Raw genomic sequence first — 18,663 nt, 5'->3', positions numbered from 1 at the left:
GTGCCCGGCCCCGCCTAGGGCGTCAAGGCACGACTCATCCGCTATTGGATCACGTCCCGGCAAAGCACGCTGAAAGACCTGCCGCGCATCGACGGCGTCTATTCCATCCCCGCGTGGGCGCCGAACCACGCCGCCGCCGACAGATTCAGCTCCGCCAGCACCGCCGGCGTCAGCGCCGCAAAGGCATCCTGCGCGTCGGCGTCGGCCGCGATCGCGGTACCGTCGATGCCCTGCTCCGCGCCCCGGTCGGCGGCTTCCGCGATGCGCAGCAGCGTGCCGAGCGCGCCGCTATGCTCGACGATCGCATCGCGGATCAGCGGCGCGAGACCCAGCTTGTCGAGCGTCTCGGCAGGCGTCGTGCCGAGCACCACATGCACCAGCGAAAAGATCCCGGTCATGAACGCGGCATCCGCGAAGTCCTCGTCGGACGGACGCAGCCATTGTGCCGCCAGTTCCATGAAGCGTGAGCGCGTGCCGGCCAGTTGCACCAGCGGGTCGGAGCGCCACGGCAGATCGCCGCCGTCGGCATACAGCAGCAGTTGCGCCCAGCGCGCAATCTGCCGCGTGCCGGTGGCGATGATCGCCTCGCGCAGCGAAGCGATATTGCGGCCGAGGCCAAACGCGCTCGAATTGACGAGGCGTAGCAACTGCACCACGAGGTTCGGGTTGAGTTTCAACTCGGCCTCGAGTTCGACGATGCCGGCATCGCGCGCCAGCAGCGCGAGCAGTCGCAGCAGCGCCGGGCGCGACGAGCGGTTGCGCGGCGCCGTCAGCACCTGCGGCCGGGCGAAGAAGTATCCCTGGAACAGGTGGAAGCCGAGGTTGCGGGCCAGCGCGAAGTCTTCGCGCGTCTCGACCTTCTCGGCGATCAGGGTCTTGCCCTCGGCCAGCACCGCCGCCGCCAGCTTCGGCAGCGCGGCGCGGGGCGTGAGAAGAAAGTCGATCTTGACGATGTCGGTATGCGGCAACACCGTGCGCAATCCTTCGCTCAGCTCGCTCACGTCGTCGAGCGCCACCTGAAAGCCGGCGCGGCGCAGTTCGCCCAGCCGGCGCACCAGTTGCGCGTCGAAGGCGACGGTCTCGAGAATCTCGAGCACAAAACGGTCGGGCGACATCAGATGGACTATGTCGTCGAACAACAGCTCGCGGCCGATGTTCACATAGCCACGATGGTTGCCGAGCACGGCGGAAACGCCGATGCCGCCGATCGTGCGGGCCACGACCTGGGCGGTCGCCTGGGCGTCGTCGCTGACTTCGGCATAATTGTGCGCCCCCGCCCGGAACAGCAGCTCGTAAGCGTTCAACGCGCCATTGCGATCGAGAATCGGCTGGCGGCCCAGATAGACAAAGGGCGCCTCCGCCGCCGCAGCGGTCTCGGCGGGCTGTGTTAGCACCTCGACGTGCCTGGGCTTGGCCCTGACAGAGAACGGTTCAGACATGGCTCATCGGTGCATGAATTCGGAAAACTGAGCAGCGGACGCCAATTCCCGCGTCCGCTGCGAGCGTCGGGCTTGCTCCTGCTTACTTCCGATAACGGACAGTAATCCGCGCCACTTTAACCGAATCCGCCGCACATCGCTAAACCTGCGGGAAGCGGGCATCATTACCATCAATTTTTGCAGCGGCCGCTAAAGATTTCGGCGCGCGAGTCGATATCTTGTTCTGATGGGCGGCTTAATACCTCTCGACGACCCGCGCCGGACAGGCCGGAGCGAGCCGTGCCGCCTGCAGACGAAAAACCGGTTGCCAGCGAGAAACATGGAAGCGAACAGGATCACCGCGCCCCGCCGGGGCTCCTTGCGCACGGTCATCGACCGCGTCCGTGCGTTCGGCCGGCGCGCGGACGGCTTACCCCAACCGGGCGCCAGCCGCTCGCCCCTCGAGCAGGCCGTCGGTGCGGTCGACCTGCTCGCCCACGTGGACCGGGAGCTACGCTTCCTGTACGTGTCCGAGGCAAGCCTGCGCTTTATCGGCTACCACCGCGAATACTTACAAACCATTACCTTGCACGACCTCGTCGCGCCCGCCGACGCCGCCCAGCTCGACACGCTGCTGGCCCGCGCCTCGGCCACCGGCGGCATCGAAAAAGCCACGCTCAGCCTGATCAAGTCGCTCACCTATCCGGTCACGGTGGAGTTGCGCGTGGTGCGCAGCAGCCACAACGGCATCGACGGCTTCGCGATTGCCGGCTTCGACGTGTCGGCCTGGCGCGCCACCGAAGAGCGCCTGACGCACGCCTTGCATCACGACCGCCTGACCGGTCTTGCGAATCAGTCCGCACTGCTCTCGGCGCTGCTCGACGCCCAGCAGCAGGCCGACGCGCACGGCACGCCGGCCGCCCTGCTGCTGCTCGATATCGACGACTATCAGCGCGTGAATCGCGCACTCGGCTACGACGCAGGCGACGACATGCTGCGCGACACGGCGCGGCGCCTGTCCAACACCGCCACCCAGGGCGAGCAGATCGCCCGGGTCGCGAGCGACGAATTCGCCATCCTCGTGCCGGCCGCGGCCACCCGCACCGACGCCGTGGCCGCCGCCGAGGCGCTGGCGCGGCGCCTGCTTACCGCGATCCAGCAGCCGTATGTCTTCAACGGCCAGCAGGTGCACCTGTCGGCGAGCATCGGCATTGCGCTGTACCCGGATGTGCGGCACGCCAACGACACCGCGGCGCGCGACAACCATCTGCTGCGCTGGGCCGACCACGCGCTGCTGCAAGCCAAGGCCGCCGGCGGCAACACGCTCGCCTTCTATGTACCGGACGACGACCCGGCCGACGCCGAACGCCTGAAACTCGAGGCCGACCTCTACGACGGCGTGCGCAACGGCGAGTTCTCGCTGCACTTCCAGCCGATCACCAGCAGCCAGAGCCACGGCGTGGTGGGCGTCGAAGCGCTGATCCGCTGGCTGCATCCGGTGCATGGCCTGGTGCCGCCGTCGATGTTCATCCCGCTCGCCGAATCGGTCGGGCTCATCAACTTCCTTGGCAACTGGGTGCTCAAGGTTGCCTGCATGCAGTTGATCCAGTGGGATTCGCGCGGCATCAGGATGCAGTACGTGGCGGTCAACGTCTCGCCACAGCAGTTCCGCGACCCGCGCTTCAAGGACAGCGTGCGCGAGGCCATCGAGCTGACCGGGATCGACCCGCGCCGCCTGGTATTTGAGATCACCGAAAGCCTGCTGATGCACGACCCGGCGCACGCCAAGGGACTGCTCGAAGAACTGACCGCGATGGGCATCCGCTTTGCGGTCGACGACTTCGGCACCGGCTACTCGAGTCTGGCATATCTGCAACGTTTTCCCCTTGCCAAACTCAAGATCGACCGGAGTTTCGTCGAGAATCTGCTAACCTCCCGGAACGATCAGGCAATCGTTAGCGCGGTAGTGGGTCTCGCGCAGACGCTTGACCTGGAACTGGTCGCAGAAGGCGTGGAAACCGAGGAACAACGCACGCTGCTGACCGAGATGGGATGTGATCACATTCAGGGTTGGCTCGTCTGCAAGGCGTTGCCATCCGAGGAACTAGCGCAGCGTTTCGAGGCGCGCACCCTGCACCTGCACGAGCCGGCCTGATGCGGGCCCGGCAGAACAGGCGCACGCGCATCGAACACCGGCTTGCTACCGGTCTGCCACTCACTGGAATACGTATGGCTTTAGCGGGAATCACATGGTAAAGGCAGCGGTGCTCGACAGGCTCTGGTCTCGAATGAGCGAGCGCGGCGATTTCCCCATGCTGTCGCAGTCGCTGCGCACAACCATGGCTGCAATGAACAACGACGACCTCGACTTCTCGGGTCTCGTGCAGGTCGTGCTGTCGGATTTCGCACTGACCCAGAAGGTGCTGCGCCTCGCCAATTCGGCGATGTACATGGCCTTCGGCGGCAATATCACCACCGTGTCGCGCGCCCTGATGGTGCTGGGCATGGACGCGGTCGGTCACCTCGTGGTCGGCCTGAAGATCGTCGACCACTTCCATCACAGCGTGCCGCGCCGCATCGACGCGAAACTCGAGCTGAACCGCACCTTGCTGTCCGGCTGCGTGGCGCGCAAGCTGACGGAGCGCGGCGATCTGCGCGCCGGCGAAGAGGCGGTGGTCTGCACGCTGATGCGCCAGATCGGCAAGCTGCTGGTGGTGTTCTATCTCGACGCCGAATGGGATCAGATCCGCCGCCAGATCGAAACCAACGTCGATGAAGCCGAAGCCTGCAGCGCCGTGCTCGGCGTGACCTTCGACGAGATCGGCGCCGAAGCCGCGGTGCGCTGGCGCCTGCCGGACATGATCCGCGCCGGCATGGGCGAGTTCGATCCGCTCGCCACCGACGAGCCGCGCCAGGTGCAGTGGCTGCGCGCCATCACTAATTACTCGACCGACGTCGCCAGCGTCCTGACCACGCCGAACATGCCGGACTGGCAGCGCGAAGCCCGCATCGCCGAGCTCGCACACCGCTACGGCCGGGCGCTGAACACCGACCCCGACGTGCTGATGGACATGAGCGTGGCGCTCGCCCGCGAAGAAGACGGCGAAGGCGTGATGCGCGAGATCGTCGAACTGCGCGCCAACGCCGATGCGATCGCCCGCGAAGCGCTCGCCCCCGAGGCGCGGATCGGCGCAGGGGTCGAGGACCTGAAAGCGCTGCAAACGGGCAGCGCGCTCGGCCCGGCGCTGGCGCTGGCTTCCGAAACGGTCCACGCGGGACTCGGCTTTGCCCGCACCGTCATGTTCGTGCGCCACAGCAGCGGCATGTTCAAGGCGCGCATGGGCTTCGGCCCGAACATCGAAGCCGCCCTGCCCGGCCTGTCGTTCAACACCGCGTTCGAGCCCGACGTGTTTCATCTCGCGATTGCGAATTCGGTGGGCATCTTTATAGAAAATGCGCGCGACCCAAAGATGGTGGCGCGGCTGCCCGAATGGTTCCGGCGCAGCTTCGCCGATACCCGCTCGTTCGTGCTGCTGCCGGTGGTCGGCGAGAATCAGTCGACTGTCGCACTGCTGTATGGCGACTGGTGCCAAGCCGACGAAGCGCGGCGCATTTCGCAAGGCGAGATGGCGGTCCTGAATGAACTGGCGCGGGAGTTAGGGCGTTTTTTTTCCCAAGCGCCGATGCGGGAGATGGAAATGCTGTGAAGGGGTAAGCAGTCCGGCGTCCCGCCGGGCTGCCACGCCGCGCAGAAGGATGGCGCGGCCCCCTCACCGGCCGCTCGAGCCTAGTCCTCGATGCGCTCCAACCCTTTCGCTTCGGCGCTGCGATCCGCCACCCCGGCCCATGCCGCTGCCGCCAGTCCGAGTTCCGCCACCTCGCCGACCGTGAGCGGCGCAAGCTGCGCACAGGCGGCTTCGATTTCCGTCCATGCGGCGCGCTCGAGCGCATCGACCGCCGACAACAGCAGGCCCAGCACGCCTTCACGGTGCAAGATCGCCGCCTGAATCGGCTTCGACAAGGTCAGCACGTTGAGCGTGTTTTCCAGCGAACCGCCGAACACCGCATCCACGAACGAAAACACGCCGGTCAGAAACGCCGCGTCGGCCTCGTCGCGGCCCGCTTCCGGCAAGCGCAGCACCGCCAGTTCCATGAAGCGCGCGCGGGCGGCGGCAAGTTGCAGCAAGGGGTCGTCTTCGAGCGCCACCTTACGGCCATCCGCGTAGAGAAGCAGTTGCGTCCAGCGGGCGATCCGGTTGGTGCCGGTCGCGTTGATCGCCTCGCGCAGCGTCGTCACCTTGTGGCCGACGGCGAGACCGCTCGAATTCGCCAGCTTCATCAGGTGCATCACCAGCACCGGGTTTAGCTTCAGCTCCGCTTCGAGCTGGGCGACCGTCGGGTCGCCTGCCAGCAATTGCAGCAGGTTCAACAAGGCATGGCGCGGCGCGCTCACCCGCCGCAGGGTCGTGGTATGGGCGCGGGCAAAGTAATAGCCCTGAAATTTGTCGAAGCCGAGGTTCTGCGCGGTATCGAAATCCTCCTGCGTGTCGATGCCCGCGGCGATCAACAGTTTGCCCGCCGATTTGAGCACAGTGGCCAGCTTCGGCAACAGGACGCGCGAGATCTGCGGAAAATCGATCTTCACACCCTCGGCGTACGGCAGCAGATGTGCAAAGGTGTCGTTGGGCACGACCACGGCGTCGAGCACGAAGCGGTAGCGCCGCGCGTGCAGCACGACGATGCGCGCAATCAGCGCCTCGTCCACTTCGATATCCGGCTGGAGCTCGAACATGAAGCGTTCGGCCGGCACTAGTTCGAGCGCCTCGTCGAACAGCATTTCGCGGCTGACGTCCAGATAACCCGGGTGGCCAGCGAGCGCGCCGCGCACTCCCGGCTGCATCAAGGCCTGGACGAGGGTCTGCGTGAAAGTCGGGACAAGCTGCGCGCGTGGTCGAGCGCCCTCGGCATCCGCAGCTTCGGGGGCCGCATGCGCCTCTGTAGCGCTAGCGCCCGTGGCCCGATCGGCTGGATCGGCCGGCGCTTTGTCGACACAATGAAGCTTGAGTTCGAAACCGCATAGCATGCCGTCGCGATTGAGGATCGGCTGGCGGGCAAAACAGGCCTTGACTGATGCGCTGTCGGTCTGGCCCGGTTCCTCGCTGGCCCGGCTCGGATCGTCGACTTCGATGCTGGTCATTCCACTCCCCCGATAAGCGCCCTGGCGCTTCCTGCTGTTTTCTGGTTCTGGCATGGCGCACGATCGGGCCCGAAATCGAGCTGTGAGCGCCGCGTGGCGCCGCTTTGCGAGCGCTTAACAATTTTATCGCAGGCCGCCCGGCTCCGGCGTGACAAGCCGCCATTTTCAGAAAATATTCAATTCTCAATTCGACAATGCCAGCAGGCGCCGAATCGACGATACTCTTGTGCAATGCAGAAGCGTTCCAACCCGCGTTTAACCACCAAGGAAAACCATGGACGTCAAAAGCGTGCTGTCTAATGCCTTCGCCATGCCGATTACGAGCCCGGCATTCCCCATCGGTCCCTACCGGTTCATCAACCGCGAATTTCTGATCATCACCTACCGCACCGACCCGGACAAATTGCGCGCCGTGGTGCCCGAACCGCTGGAAGTCGGCGAGCCGCTCGTGCACTACGAGTTCATCCGCATGCCGGATTCGACCGGGTTCGGCGACTACACGGAAAGTGGCCAGGTGATTCCGGTGTCCTATAACGGCGTAGCCGGCGGCTACACGCTGGCGATGTATCTCGACGACCATCCGCCGATCGCCGGCGGCCGCGAGCTGTGGGGCTTTCCGAAGAAGCTGGCCAAGCCGGTGCTGGAAGTGCATACCGATACGCTCGTCGGCACGCTCGACTACGGCCCGGTGCGCATCGCCACCGGCACGATGGGCTACAAGCATCGCCAGCTCGATCTGGCGCAGCAGAAAAAGCGCCTCGAAGCGCCGAACTTCCTGCTGAAGGTCGTGCCGCACGTCGACGGTTCCGCGCGGGTCTGCGAACTGGTGCGCTATGCCCTGCAGGATATCGATCTGAAGGGGGCGTGGACCGGCCCCGCTTCGCTGCAGCTTGCACCGCACGCGCTCGCGCCGGTGGCCGAGCTGCCGGTGCTGGAGATTGTCGAGGCGCGCCATCTGCTGGCGGACCTGACGCTCGGTCTCGGCGAAGTGGTGTTCGACTACATGAAGTAGTCCCGGCCGCAGGTTTGCGGCGTTCTTAACCGCATCAGCAACAACGGCCGCGCGTGCGGCCGTTGTGCTGTGGGCGGATGCCGGTACGGCTTACTTCAGGACGACCTTGACGTCGAAGTATTTGGCCGCAAAGCGGTCAATCGTACCGTCGGCCTTCAGTTCCTTGAGCGCCTGGTTGAGCGCGTCCTTGAGCTGCTTGTCGCCCTTGCGGATGCCGAAGCCCACGCCGCCGCCCAGCAGCTTCGCGTCGCTGACCGGCGGGCCCGCGAACTCGAAGCCCGCGCCTTGCGGACGGGTCAGGAAACCCTTCGATGCCGCTTCAGCGTCCTGGAACGCGGCGTCGAGGCGGCCCGACGACAGGTCGGCGTAGATCTGGTCCTGGGTCTGATACGGCACGACGTCGACGCCGGCCGGCGCCCACACGGCCTTTGCGTAGGTCTCCTGAATCGTGCCCTGCAGCACGCCGACATGCTTGCTCTTCAGCGACGCGGCGGTAGGCAGCAGGCCGCTGCCCTTCTTCGCGATCATCTGGTTGGGGATGGTGTAGATCGGATCCGTAAAGTCGATCGCCTGACGACGCTGCTCGGTGATCGTCATGTCCGAGTTGATCGCGTTGAACTTACGCGCCTCGAGTGCCGGGATCAGGCCGTCGAACGAGTTTTCGACCCATACGCACTTCGCCTTCAGTTTGGCGCACACCGCATTGCCGATATCGATGTCGAAACCCTGCAGATCGCCGGCCGGCGACTTCGATTCGAACGGAGCATACGACGCTTCGACGCCAAAGCGGATTTCCTTGATGTCGGCTGCCGACGCGTTGCCCGCTGCTGCAGTTGCCGACGCAAAAACTGCGAGCGCGGCCATGTTTCGCCAATTCATTTTCATTCGGAGTCTTCCTCTACTGGTATGGAATCAAACAGAGCTTGAAGCTGCGCTGCATGATTGCTGCGCCAAAAATGCGCTTCAAACTCACGCGGCCGGGATGCTGCGACGCACCAGCCGCGAGGGCGCGATTGTACAGGGTGAGCGGGCCGCGGCTGCGGGGATGGGGGAATGGAGGGGCTCGCGCGAGGGGCGCGGCACGTCCGGAAAATCTGTAACTTCGTGTCGCGAATAAACAAGCCAGTCACGCTCTGAATGCGACAGAACATGGATCTGTGGCGAGTCCAATCGAACGCTTGTGATCTATTTTGACAACTCGCTTCTCGTACCAGGTTAGCTTTTCCGCCAGCATCATTTTCTGCGAGGAGCACCATGGGAACAGAAATAAAAACCGACGCATGGCACCGGTACAGGTTTTACCGGAATTCAGCCCGTGGCGACCTTAACAGGAAACAACATGCAAACGTTCCATGACTGGTTTTTGATCGCGGTATCGGCAGAGCCAACCGGAGAGCGAGTGATCGTCGAAATGCTCAACGACAACAAGCTCGACCGTGCGACGTTGGTGTTCGACGGCGCACCCCGCTGCCTGGTCAATGGCTTCGCGGCTCAGAACATCGTGTATGAAATGACAGTGATCGACGATTTCAGTTCGACCGAGTACCAATCCGCCATAGAGGCGCTTGAGGAAGCGCACCCTTGGGGACGAGACTGGCCCAAGCGAAAGATCGCCTGCGTGACCAGTTCGCTTGGCGCAGAAATGCTGGTCGAATATGAAAGTCTGCGTATCACGTACGGAAAAATCGAGGCAACGTAGCGAACGCGAGGAATCAATCCAGCGCCGCCAGCGTTTCCTGCGTCGTCTCGACCACCAGCAAACCGGCGCGCAAACCTGGCTTCACAGTGGGATTCGGGAACACGATGCGCTCTTCCACGTGACGCACCGTATAACGATAGTCGCCATCACGCGCCAACAAGGTGTCCCGTTCGAACGGCGTGAAGTTCGGCACATCTGCCGCAACCAGCAGTTCAAACGCGTCGCTTTGCTTCGTGATCTGGTCGATCACGGTGAACACACGCGGCAACGGCGCATCGGCAGCGCCTTCGACACCCGCCAGCAGATGCCGCAGCGCCTTGTCGGCGCCGGCGAAACGCGCGAGGTCGTTCTGGCCGAACGGCTGCACTTTGCCGAGTTCAAGCGTGCATGCCTCGGCGCCGCACATCTGCGCAGTGAAATGCGAATACGTTACGCCCTTCGTGGTATGCAACAGCACCGCGGAAATCGTCGCATCGCGCAGCCATTCGAACATCGCACGCGAGAGCGGCGCACCGGTGTGCGGCAACAGCGCGAACTGCTCGAAGACAGACGCGCGGATCGCCGTATGCATGTCGATGTGCCAGCGTGCGTGAGGCGTATCCGGTGCAGCGGCGAAGAACTGCACCGCCGCGCGCTCCAATGCAGCGGCGCGCGGCGCTTCGTGACTCTGCGGCACTTGAGCGTGCCGGCCGCTAAAGAGGCGATTCAGGTCGTCGTCGAGATAGCGGCAACCGGCGCGCATCGCGTCGACGTTGCCGAGAATGACCAGCAGACGGCACGTCAGCGCAGCACGCCCTTGCGCGATATCGCGCACCAGCAGCGAGAGCAATTCGATCGGCGCCGTCTCGTCGCCATGCACGCCCGCGGAAGCCAGCACGCTGCGCACATCAGAAGAAGCCGCGGCGGGTTCGAGTTGCAGGATGCCTTCGTCGAGCCACGCCCAGCGCACGCCGTTGGCGCAGACGCCCTGCCGATCGGCCGCTGAAGGACGCGCGCCCTTCAGCGTATAGCCGAGAAAATCGCCGAGCAGCGCCTCGCTCACGCCCTGCTCAGCGCTGGAAGTCATACAGCGAACCCAGACCGAGAATCTGCGTCAGTTCGTCGAGCGCCGTGCGCGATTCGCGCAACAGGCTCGGATCGGTCAAATCAGCCGGAGCGAGCCGGTCGCGATAATGCTTTTCGATCCACGCATCGAGACGCCCGAACAGCGTGTCGTCGATCCACACGCCCGGTGTCACGGCCGCGCGTTCCGCCTCGTTCAACACCACCCGCAGGCGCAGGCAAGCCGGGCCGCCGCCGTTCTTCATGCTCTCGCGCAGGTCGAACACCAGCACGTCGTCGATCGGGCCGCTATGCGAAGTCAGTCCATCCAGATAGGCGGCCACGCGCTCGTTCTCGCGGCATTCCTGCGGCACCACCAGCACCTGCTTGCCGTCCGGGCGCGTCAGCAACTGGCTGTTGAACAGATACGAGGTCACGGCGTCGGACACGCTCACTTGCGCGTCCGGCACTTCGATCACGTCGAACTTCGCATCGAGCTTACCGAGCTTGGCGCGCAGATCGTCGTACACCGCTTTCTGCTCGACAAACGCGAGTTCATGGCAAAACAGCGTGCTGCGATTGCCGACCGCGATCACGTCGTTGTGGAACACGCCCGCGTCGATCACATCGGGATTCTGCTGTGCATAGACGGTGGCCGCTTCGGCCAAGCCATGACGGTGCGCGACCGCACGGCTCGCCTCGAAGGTCTGCCGTGCCGGATAGCGCTTCGGCTCCGCTCCGCGGCGATATTCGCTGCGTCCGTAGACGAAGAATTCGACGCCGCGTGCGCCATATTCCGCGCAGAAACGCGTGTGATTCGCCGCGCCTTCGTCGCCGAGCGCCGGCGTGCCGGGCAGCGCTTCATGCACCGCGAAACGGTCCTGCTCCGCAAAGATGGCGCGCAGCGTGCGGCGTGTCGATTCATGCTCGATGGCGCGGTGCAGCTTGCTGCACAGATTGGCCGGCGTGAAATGCACGCGGCCGTCGTGCGTATCCGCGGACGGGCTCACGGTGGCGGCATTCGCGGTCCACATCGCCGAGGCGGAACTTGCCGCGGCCAGCAACTCGGGCGCGTCCTTCGCCACGCGTGCGATGACCGTCGCGTCGTCGCCGGAAAAACCGAGTTCGCGCAACAGCCGCATCGACGGCCGCTCCTGCGGCGGCAGCACGCCTTGATGAAAGCCGAGGTCGGCCAGTTGCTTCATCTTGCGCAGGCCCTGTTTGGCAGCGGCCTTCGGATTGGCGACGGACTTCTCGTTGTTCTGCGACGCGACGTTGCCGAACGACAAGCCGGCGTAGTTGTGCGTCGGGCCGACGAGCCCGTCGAAATTGGCTTCAGTGGCTTGCATCGTCGATCCTCAGAAATGAAGGCCCGGCGACACGCTCGCGGGCATTTGCAGTTGCGCGCTTTCGACGGAGGCCATCGGATAGGCGCAGTAGTCGGCAGCGTAATACGCGCTCGGACGGTTGTTGCCCGAACGTCCTGTGCCGCCGAACGGCGCCGCGGACGAGGCGCCATTGGTCGGCCGGTTCCAGTTGACGATGCCGGCGCGTATCGAGCGCTGGAAATGCGTCCACAGGGTTTCGTCGTCGGCCAGCAGTCCGGCGGACAAACCGAATTCCGTATCGTTGGCACGCTCGATCGCGTCGTCGAAGTTCGCATAACGAACGATCTGCGCGAGCGGGCCGAAGTGCTCTTCGTCGGGCAGATCCTGCACGCCGGTCACATCGAGAAGCGCCGGCGTGACGAAACCGAGTTGCGGGTCGCGCTGCTCCATCGTCAGCAAGGATCTGGCGCCGGCTTCGAGCAGCTGCGCTTGTGCCGCGACCAGACGCTGCGCGGCGCGCGCCGAGATCACCGCGCCCATGAACGGCTGCGGCTCGGCGTTGTATTCGCCTACCGCGATGCGCGAGGTCACCTCGGTCAGACGTTCGATAAAGCGGTCGCCGAATGCGTCGTTCGGCACGAAGATGCGCCGCGCGCAGGTGCAGCGCTGCCCCGCCGAGAGGAACGCCGATTGAATCGTGTGATGCACCGCTGCATCGAGATCCGCCACGGGGCCGATGACAAGCGGATTGTTGCCGCCCATCTCCAGCGCCAGCACGATCTCCGGACGGCCGCCGAACTGCTTGTGCAGCAGCGTGCCCGTATCCGAGCTGCCGGTGAAGAACAGACCGTCGATCTGGCGATGATTGGCCAGCGCAATGCCGGTGTCCTTCTCGCCTTGCACGAGATTCAGCACGCCGGCCGGCAAGCCGGCTTCGCGCCACACTTCGACGGTCGCACGGGCGACGCCCGGCGCGAGTTCGGACGGCTTGAACACCACCGCGTTGCCGGCAATCAGCGCCGGTACGATATGCCCGTTCGGCAAATGACCCGGGAAGTTATACGGCCCGAAGACCGCGACCACACCGTGCGGGCGATGCCGCAGCACAGCGGTGCCGTCGGCCATCGCCGCGCGCTTTTCACCGGTGCGTTCGTTGTAGGCCTGGATCGAGATCTCGACCTTGGCCGCCATCGACGCGACTTCCGTGCGGGCTTCCCAAAGCGGCTTGCCGGTTTCGCGGCCAATCGCTTCGGCGAGTGCTTCCTTGCGCTCGGTCAGCAAAGCCGCGAAGCGGCGCACGATGGCGCAGCGCTCATCGAGGCTCAACGCCGACCACATCGCAAACGCACGGCGCGCGCTGCGCACGGCGCGATCCACATCGTCAGCCGAGGCGCTATGGCCTTCCCATACCGTCGCACCCGTTCCCGGATTGCGCGAAGCGAAAACGTGTCCTGTGCCGGCGGCCCATTCGCCGTCGATGAAAAGCTCGGTCATGATCATCCTTGTTTGTGTTTCAGCGGCAGCACCCGCACCGGCTCGCCGGCCTTCACGTCGAGTGCCGCGGCTTCTTCGGCCGTCAGACGGAAGACGCCGTCCTGCGGCACGCCCGCCGCCACGCCGACGCGGAAATCGCCCAGCGAGGTATTCGACACCAGCGACTTCGGCCCATCCTGCGGCGCGGGCGCAGCGCCTGGCGAAACGATTTCGACCGGCACCACCACGCTCTCGCGCACCGTGCGCAAGTCGGCGATATGGCATTCGAGCACCGGACCCGCATCGAAAATATCGACGTGGTTCTCGTAGCGCAGCCCTTCGGATTCGAGCATGCGGCGCGCCGGAATCGTGTCGTTATGGGTGAGGCCGACGCAATCCTGCGCCTCCTGCGGCAACAGTTCGACGTACACCGGGTAGCGCGGCATCAGCTCGGCGAGAAACGCCTTGCGGCCGTGCGAGCTCAGATAGTCCGCGGCATTGAAATCGATCTGGTAGAAGTGCGAACCCACCGCGCGCCAGAACGGCGATGTGCCGTCCGCATCGAAGTGGCCGCGCAACTCGGCACACAGGCGCTGTGGGAAGCGTTCGCGGAACTGCGCGAGAAACATGAAGCGCGAGCGCGACAGCAGGCCGCCCACCCCGCTCGTGCGGTAACGCGGGCTGAGAAACAGCGAGCACACTTCCGCGTAGCCGGTCAGGTCGTGCGAGATGTTGAGCGCCCGCATGCGGGTCCAGATGCCGAGATCCTGGCTCGCATGCACCACTGTGCTCACGCGGTAGTTGTAGAACGGCTGCTCGAGACCCACCGAGGTCTCGATGCCGCACACGCCTGCCACATCACCCGTGGCCGTGTCTTCCATCACGAAGAAGTAACCGGCCTCATGCGGCGCGGCCTTGTCTTCCATCGTGCGGCGTGCACGCGCGATGCGTGCGGCGAGCGCGTCACGGTCCGGCTTGAAGGTGGTGAGACCGGGGCCGGTCTCCTGAGCGAGCGCGACGAGCGCGTCCACATCGCCCGTCTGCACGACGCGAACGACGATCATTGTGCTTCTCCCGAAAGTTCATCCGGCTGTTCTTGCGGCTGCTGATGCAACGGCACGCAGCGCACCGCATCGCCGTCCTGCACACCGAGCGCCGCACGCACCGCTTGCGGCAACGGCGCGCCCGCCTGCTTTCCGGCCGGCAGTTCGGCCAGCACGCAGCGGAACTCGCCCGCGCGGTTGCTGGCGATCAGCCAGGTGGCGCCGGGCTCGCCCACGGCAGCCTCGCGCACTGCGCGCGTCTCGTTGCGCGTGATGCAGGCGCTGCGATCGACCTGCGCGGTCAGCACCGGACCCGCGTCGAAGATATCGACGAAGCGATCCGTCTCGAAGCCTTCTTCGAGGTGAATCTCATACGCGAGCAGGGCCTTCTCGTCCGGCTCGCCCAGCACGCGCTGCGCCGATTCAGGCAGCAGCGGCACATAGACCGGATAGCTCGGCATCACTTCGGCGATAAAGGTGCGGCTGCGGCCGCCCGATTCGATTTCGATGTCGGCAAAGTTGCGGCCGAAGAACTTGCGGCCCACCGCCTCCCAGAATGGCGAGACGCCCTGATCGTCGGTCACGCCGAGCAGCAGCGAGAAGACTTCGCCCGTGAAGCGCTTGCGGTTGGCGGCGATGTACATCATCCGCGAGCGCGACATCAGATGCGCGGCGGCGTCGCCACGCAGCGACGGGTCGATATAGAAACCCGCCAGCCGGCTCTTGCCGGTCAACTCATGCGACATCGTCAGCGCGTGAATCTTGCGATTCACATGCAGCTCGCGCGAGGCGTGAATCAGCGCATCGTTGCGAAACGCGTAGAACGGTTCGGAGTAACCGGCGGCCGCGACGATGCTGGCCGTGCCCAGCAGCTTGCCGGTCTCGCTGTCCTCGAGCACGAACAGGTAAAACTCCTCGCCCGGAAAATCGACTTCCGCGCGAAACGAGTCTTCCGAGAGCGCGACGCGCGCTTCGAGCGCACGGCGGTCATGCGGCAGCGAGTGCAGCACGGGCTGAGCCGTGCGCGCCATGTGTTCGAGCGCATCGAGATCGGCGAGGCGGCCGGGGCGTACGAAGAGCATCGTCGTTCCAGTGGCTAAGGGTGGCCAGATAAGTGTGACGCGAGATTAACGAACCGGCGCTTCAGCGCTCGCGCCGACCACCTCTTCGATCGCCTTCGCAAGACGGACGAAACCTTCGTACATGTCGTCGAGCGGCATGATCAGCGACGGCACGAAGCGCAGCACGTCGGGGCCCGCCATCAGCATGATCACGCCATGCTGGCCGGCCGCGGTGACGAAATCTTTCGCCCGGCCCTTGAACGCATCGGTCAGCTCCGCGCCGATCAAGAGCCCCTTGCCGCGCACTTCCTTGAAGATGCCGAAGCGCTCGTGAAGCTTCGCCAGTTGCCCTTTCAGCGCCTCGCTGCGCGTGCGCACGCCGGCGAGCACCTTCGGATCGCTGATCAGCTCGACCACCTTCTCCGCAACCGCGGCGGCGAGCGGATTGCCGCCGTAGGTCGTGCCGTGCACGCCCACCTTGAAGTGCGCAGCCAGCTCTTTGGTGGTCAGCATCGCGCCGATCGGGAAACCGTTGCCGAGCGCCTTCGCCGTGGTCAGGATGTCCGGCGTCACGCCCGTATCCTCGTACGCGTAGAAATAGCCGCTGCGGCCGACACCCGTTTGTACCTCGTCAAAAATCAGCAGTGCGCCGTGCTGGTCGCACGCTTCGCGCAGCGCCTGCAGGAACGCCGGATCGGCCGGGATCACGCCGCCTTCGCCCTGGATCGGTTCGACGATCACCGCACACGTTTTTGCGCCGATCGCCTGGCGGGCGGCTTCGATATCGTTGTACGGCAGGTGGACGATGCCTTCCGGCACCGGACCGAAGCCTTCCGAGTACTTCGGCTGGCCGCCGACGCTCACGGTAAAGAACGTACGGCCATGAAACGACTGCGTAAACGAGATGATTTCGTACTTGTCGGCGCCGTGACGCTCGAACGCCACGCGGCGCGCCAGCTTCAGCGCCGCTTCGTTCGCTTCCGCACCTGAGTTCGCGAAAAATGCGCGATCGGCGAAGGTCAGCGCCTCGAGGCGCGTGGCCAGACGCAGCACAGGTTCGTTGGTGTAACCGTTACCAATGTGCCACAGCTTGCTGCCCTGCTCGTTCAACACCTTCAGCAGTTCCGGATGGCCGTGGCCGAGCGCCGTGACGGCGATGCCGCCGGCGAAGTCGACATAGTCGCGGCCCTGCGTATCCCAGACGCGCGACCCGAGACCGCGGTCCGGCACGAAGGCGGCGGGCGAGAACACCGGAACCATCACTTCGTCGAAGGTCTGGCGTGTCACAGTCAGGTCGTTCATGGCAAATCCTCGTTACAGGTAGTAGCGTTAAGCGTTAGTGTAGGAAACCGCGTGCGAAACGTCTTGCGCATACGCGACGCGTTCTATCGGGCTTGTCGCCATCGCGGGCCGAATGCATGGCCGCGGGCGCCTAGCGCTCTGTGTCATCGGGACGTTCGATCAGCGCAGCCGGGCGCGGCTCGCTCGCCGCCGTGCCGCTCGCACCGGTCTGTTTTTCGATCCAGTTGCGGCGATCTTCACGCGGCGTCACCCCGAAACGCTCGCGATACGCGTTCGAAAAGTGCGCCGCCGACGAAAACCCGCACGCCAGACTGATCTGCACCACGGATTTGCTGGTGCGCTGCAACTGCGTGCGCGCCTTCGACAGACGCAACCCCAGGTAGTATTTGGACGGCATCGAGCCGAGATACTGCCGGAACAACCGTTCTAGCTGCCGGCGCGACACGCCGACCAGTCCCGCGATTTCATCGCTGGTGAGCGGATCTTCGATATTCGCCTCCATCAGCAACAGCGCGTCGTTCAGGCGCGGATGACGCTCGCCGGGCGCGGTCACGAACGGAATCCGCTGGCGCTCCTCGCCGGCCCGCAAGGCCCCGACGCCGAGCGTATCGGCAATGCGCTCGGCCAGTTCGGGGCCGTGTTCACGCGCGATCATCGCCAGCATGAAGTCGACCGTCGCCTGGCCGCCCGCACAGGTGGCGCGATCGCGGTCGATTTCGAAGATCTGCTGGGTGACGATCGAGCGTTCGAACTGCTCGGAGAACTGCTGATAGGTTTCCCAGTTGACGCTCACGCGATAGCCGGACAATTGCCCCGCCATCGCGAGCCACCAGACGCCATGATGAATCCCGGTGACGAGCGGCGTGCGCTGGCCGACCCGCGAGAGGCTGGCGAGAAACAGCCGGTAATCGGCAAACTGCTGAAAGCGTTCGCTGACGATGATCAGCCAGTCGCATGAGACGGCATCGCCGAAGGCCGCATCCGCCGGCCATTGCGCACCGCCCGCAAGCGGCACCGGCCGGCCATCCCACGAGCACACCTGCCAGCGGTACAGCGCGCGGCCGTCGATCTCGTTGGCGAGATTGAGCGCATCGACAATCGGCCCGACGCCCGACATCGACACCGGCGGCAACGCAACGATTGCCACCTGGGTGGTGCGGGTCGGACTGGACGGTCGGGCCATCGACGGGGCCGGCGCGCGAGCGCGTTACTTGAGGCTGCCGGAGAGGAACTGCTTCAGGCGTTCGCTGCGCGGCGCGCTGAGCACCTCGGCGGGCACGCCCTCTTCCTCGGTGCGTCCCTGATGCAGGAACATCACATGATTCGACACGTTGCGCGCAAAGCCCATTTCGTGCGTCACGACGATCATCGTGCGGCCTTCTTCGGCAAGCTTCTGCATGACCTTCAGCACTTCGCCCACCAGTTCCGGGTCGAGCGCGGAGGTCGGTTCGTCGAACAGCATCACGTCCGGATTCATCGCCAGCGCGCGGGCGATCGCCACGCGCTGCTGCTGGCCACCCGACAGATGCGACGGATACTGCTTTTCGAGCCGCGGCGCGAGCCCGACCTTCTCCAGATACTCGCGGGCGCGCTCCTCGGCTTCGCGGCGCGGCAGACCGAGCACGTGAATCGGCGCCTCGACGATGTTCTCGATCACGTTCATGTGCGCCCACAGGTTGAAGTGCTGGAACACCATTGCGAGCTTGGTGCGAATGCGCTGCAACTGCTTGTGATCGGCCACTTCGAGGTTGCCGCTGCGATCGGTCTTCGTGCGCACCGCTTCGCCGTCGACGACGATCTGCCCCGCGTTCGGCCGTTCCAGAAAGTTGATGCAGCGCAGGAAGGTGCTCTTGCCCGACCCGCTCGCGCCGATGATGCTGATCACGTCGCCCTTGTTCGCGTTCAGCGACACGCCCTTGAGCACTTCGTTATCGCCATAGCGCTTGTGGATGTCCTGCACGGCGAGCTTGCAGGCTTCAGTTTGAGTCGTGTGGAGCAAGTCGCTCTCCCAAGATGAATACAGATCCGTCTACCGGGCCACCCTCTAACGGCGGTTGACGGCGGTGACGGCGTGAACCGCGCCAGGGCC

15 protein-coding genes are annotated in these 18,663 nt (G+C 64.8%); 4 read left to right on the top strand and 11 right to left on the bottom strand.

The annotated features are described in order from the left end of the window. Positions 1–98: 98 nt before the first annotated feature. Positions 99–1,439, bottom strand: coding sequence for an EAL and HDOD domain-containing protein (locus AC1ECK_RS29285; RefSeq protein ID WP_480325474.1), 1,341 nt, complete (start codon positions 1,437–1,439; stop codon positions 99–101). A gap of 319 nt (positions 1,440–1,758) precedes the next feature. On the opposite strand from AC1ECK_RS29285, the gene AC1ECK_RS29280 reads away from it, so the two are divergent. Together AC1ECK_RS29280 and AC1ECK_RS29275 are read left to right on the top strand one after the other, a co-directional pair. Continuing rightward, positions 1,759–3,573: a putative bifunctional diguanylate cyclase/phosphodiesterase gene (locus AC1ECK_RS29280; protein ID WP_480325472.1), complete on the top strand. Its 1,815-nt coding sequence runs from the start codon at positions 1,759–1,761 to the stop codon at positions 3,571–3,573. 94 nt (positions 3,574–3,667) lie between these two features. Further along, positions 3,668–5,125, top strand: coding sequence for an HDOD domain-containing protein (locus tag AC1ECK_RS29275; RefSeq protein ID WP_480325470.1), 1,458 nt, complete (start codon positions 3,668–3,670; stop codon positions 5,123–5,125). 80 nt (positions 5,126–5,205) lie between these two features. Here AC1ECK_RS29275 and AC1ECK_RS29270 read toward each other — a convergent pair whose 3' ends face one another. Beyond that, the gene (locus AC1ECK_RS29270; RefSeq protein ID WP_480325469.1) at positions 5,206–6,615 is read right to left on the bottom strand and encodes an EAL and HDOD domain-containing protein; all 1,410 of its coding nucleotides are present in this window, start codon (positions 6,613–6,615) and stop codon (positions 5,206–5,208) included. Positions 6,616–6,889: 274 nt separating this feature from the next. Between AC1ECK_RS29270 and AC1ECK_RS29265 the strand changes: the two genes are divergently transcribed. Then, positions 6,890–7,627 (top strand): acetoacetate decarboxylase, encoded by a 738-nt coding sequence (locus AC1ECK_RS29265; RefSeq protein ID WP_480325467.1) that lies wholly within the window; start codon positions 6,890–6,892, stop codon positions 7,625–7,627. A 90-nt stretch (positions 7,628–7,717) separates the two neighbouring features. Here the strand turns inward: AC1ECK_RS29265 and AC1ECK_RS29260 are convergent, their stop codons facing one another. Continuing rightward, entirely contained in the window at positions 7,718–8,512 is a 795-nt protein-coding gene (locus AC1ECK_RS29260) for an ABC transporter substrate-binding protein (protein ID WP_480325465.1), read from the bottom strand. Positions 8,513–8,966: 454 nt separating this feature from the next. Between AC1ECK_RS29260 and AC1ECK_RS29255 the strand changes: the two genes are divergently transcribed. After that, positions 8,967–9,326 carry a hypothetical protein gene (locus tag AC1ECK_RS29255; RefSeq protein WP_480325463.1) on the top strand — a complete coding sequence of 120 codons (360 nt, stop codon included), beginning with the start codon at positions 8,967–8,969 and terminating at the stop codon, positions 9,324–9,326. A gap of 13 nt (positions 9,327–9,339) precedes the next feature. Here AC1ECK_RS29255 and astE read toward each other — a convergent pair whose 3' ends face one another. The 8 genes from astE to AC1ECK_RS29215 form a co-directional block, all read right to left on the bottom strand. Beyond that, entirely contained in the window at positions 9,340–10,392 is a 1,053-nt protein-coding gene (gene astE, locus AC1ECK_RS29250; protein WP_480325461.1) for a succinylglutamate desuccinylase, read from the bottom strand. Beyond that, positions 10,376–11,716: an N-succinylarginine dihydrolase gene (astB, locus tag AC1ECK_RS29245; protein WP_480325459.1), complete on the bottom strand. Its 1,341-nt coding sequence runs from the start codon at positions 11,714–11,716 to the stop codon at positions 10,376–10,378. The genes astE and astB overlap by 17 nt, the downstream gene beginning before the upstream one ends. Before the next feature lie 9 nt (positions 11,717–11,725). Then, complete coding sequence (astD, locus tag AC1ECK_RS29240) at positions 11,726–13,189, bottom strand: succinylglutamate-semialdehyde dehydrogenase (RefSeq protein WP_480325457.1); 1,464 nt, start codon at positions 13,187–13,189, stop codon at positions 11,726–11,728. A gap of 2 nt (positions 13,190–13,191) precedes the next feature. Beyond that, complete coding sequence (astA, locus tag AC1ECK_RS29235; protein WP_480325455.1) at positions 13,192–14,232, bottom strand: arginine N-succinyltransferase; 1,041 nt, start codon at positions 14,230–14,232, stop codon at positions 13,192–13,194. Then, complete coding sequence (aruF, locus tag AC1ECK_RS29230; protein ID WP_480325453.1) at positions 14,229–15,293, bottom strand: arginine/ornithine succinyltransferase subunit alpha; 1,065 nt, start codon at positions 15,291–15,293, stop codon at positions 14,229–14,231. The genes astA and aruF overlap by 4 nt, the downstream gene beginning before the upstream one ends. A gap of 45 nt (positions 15,294–15,338) precedes the next feature. Further along, on the bottom strand, positions 15,339–16,574 hold the full coding sequence (locus AC1ECK_RS29225; protein WP_480325451.1) for an aspartate aminotransferase family protein: 1,236 nt from the start codon (positions 16,572–16,574) through the stop codon (positions 15,339–15,341). A gap of 130 nt (positions 16,575–16,704) precedes the next feature. After that, the gene (locus AC1ECK_RS29220) at positions 16,705–17,757 is read right to left on the bottom strand and encodes a GlxA family transcriptional regulator (RefSeq protein WP_480325449.1); all 1,053 of its coding nucleotides are present in this window, start codon (positions 17,755–17,757) and stop codon (positions 16,705–16,707) included. A gap of 24 nt (positions 17,758–17,781) precedes the next feature. Beyond that, a complete protein-coding gene (locus tag AC1ECK_RS29215) occupies positions 17,782–18,573 on the bottom strand; it encodes an ABC transporter ATP-binding protein (RefSeq protein ID WP_480325447.1) in 792 nt (263 codons plus the stop codon). Between the last annotated feature and the right edge of the window lie 90 nt (positions 18,574–18,663).

The sequence above is a fragment of the Paraburkholderia sp. SSBN10T genome (assembly GCF_056619545.1).
The sequence above is the reverse complement of the archived record's forward strand: the minus strand, read 5'-3'. Positions and strand labels throughout refer to the sequence as shown.

What these genes read in the sequence shown, in the direction of transcription:
- AC1ECK_RS29275 (WP_480325470.1), top strand. Translation starts at nt 3,668, where the DNA reads ATGGTAAAGGCAGCGGTGCTCGACAGGCTCTGGTCTCGAATGAGCGAG.
- astB (WP_480325459.1), bottom strand. Translation starts at nt 11,716, where the DNA reads ATGCAAGCCACTGAAGCCAATTTCGACGGGCTCGTCGGCCCGACGCAC.
- AC1ECK_RS29225 (WP_480325451.1), bottom strand. Translation starts at nt 16,574, where the DNA reads ATGAACGACCTGACTGTGACACGCCAGACCTTCGACGAAGTGATGGTT.
- astA (WP_480325455.1), bottom strand. Translation starts at nt 14,232, where the DNA reads ATGATCGTCGTTCGCGTCGTGCAGACGGGCGATGTGGACGCGCTCGTC.
- AC1ECK_RS29285 (WP_480325474.1), bottom strand. Translation starts at nt 1,439, where the DNA reads ATGTCTGAACCGTTCTCTGTCAGGGCCAAGCCCAGGCACGTCGAGGTG.
- AC1ECK_RS29265 (WP_480325467.1), top strand. Translation starts at nt 6,890, where the DNA reads ATGGACGTCAAAAGCGTGCTGTCTAATGCCTTCGCCATGCCGATTACG.
- AC1ECK_RS29270 (WP_480325469.1), bottom strand. Translation starts at nt 6,615, where the DNA reads ATGACCAGCATCGAAGTCGACGATCCGAGCCGGGCCAGCGAGGAACCG.
- AC1ECK_RS29280 (WP_480325472.1), top strand. Translation starts at nt 1,759, where the DNA reads ATGGAAGCGAACAGGATCACCGCGCCCCGCCGGGGCTCCTTGCGCACG.
- AC1ECK_RS29220 (WP_480325449.1), bottom strand. Translation starts at nt 17,757, where the DNA reads ATGGCCCGACCGTCCAGTCCGACCCGCACCACCCAGGTGGCAATCGTT.
- aruF (WP_480325453.1), bottom strand. Translation starts at nt 15,293, where the DNA reads ATGCTCTTCGTACGCCCCGGCCGCCTCGCCGATCTCGATGCGCTCGAA.
- AC1ECK_RS29260 (WP_480325465.1), bottom strand. Translation starts at nt 8,512, where the DNA reads ATGAAAATGAATTGGCGAAACATGGCCGCGCTCGCAGTTTTTGCGTCG.
- astE (WP_480325461.1), bottom strand. Translation starts at nt 10,392, where the DNA reads ATGACTTCCAGCGCTGAGCAGGGCGTGAGCGAGGCGCTGCTCGGCGAT.
- AC1ECK_RS29255 (WP_480325463.1), top strand. Translation starts at nt 8,967, where the DNA reads ATGCAAACGTTCCATGACTGGTTTTTGATCGCGGTATCGGCAGAGCCA.
- astD (WP_480325457.1), bottom strand. Translation starts at nt 13,189, where the DNA reads ATGACCGAGCTTTTCATCGACGGCGAATGGGCCGCCGGCACAGGACAC.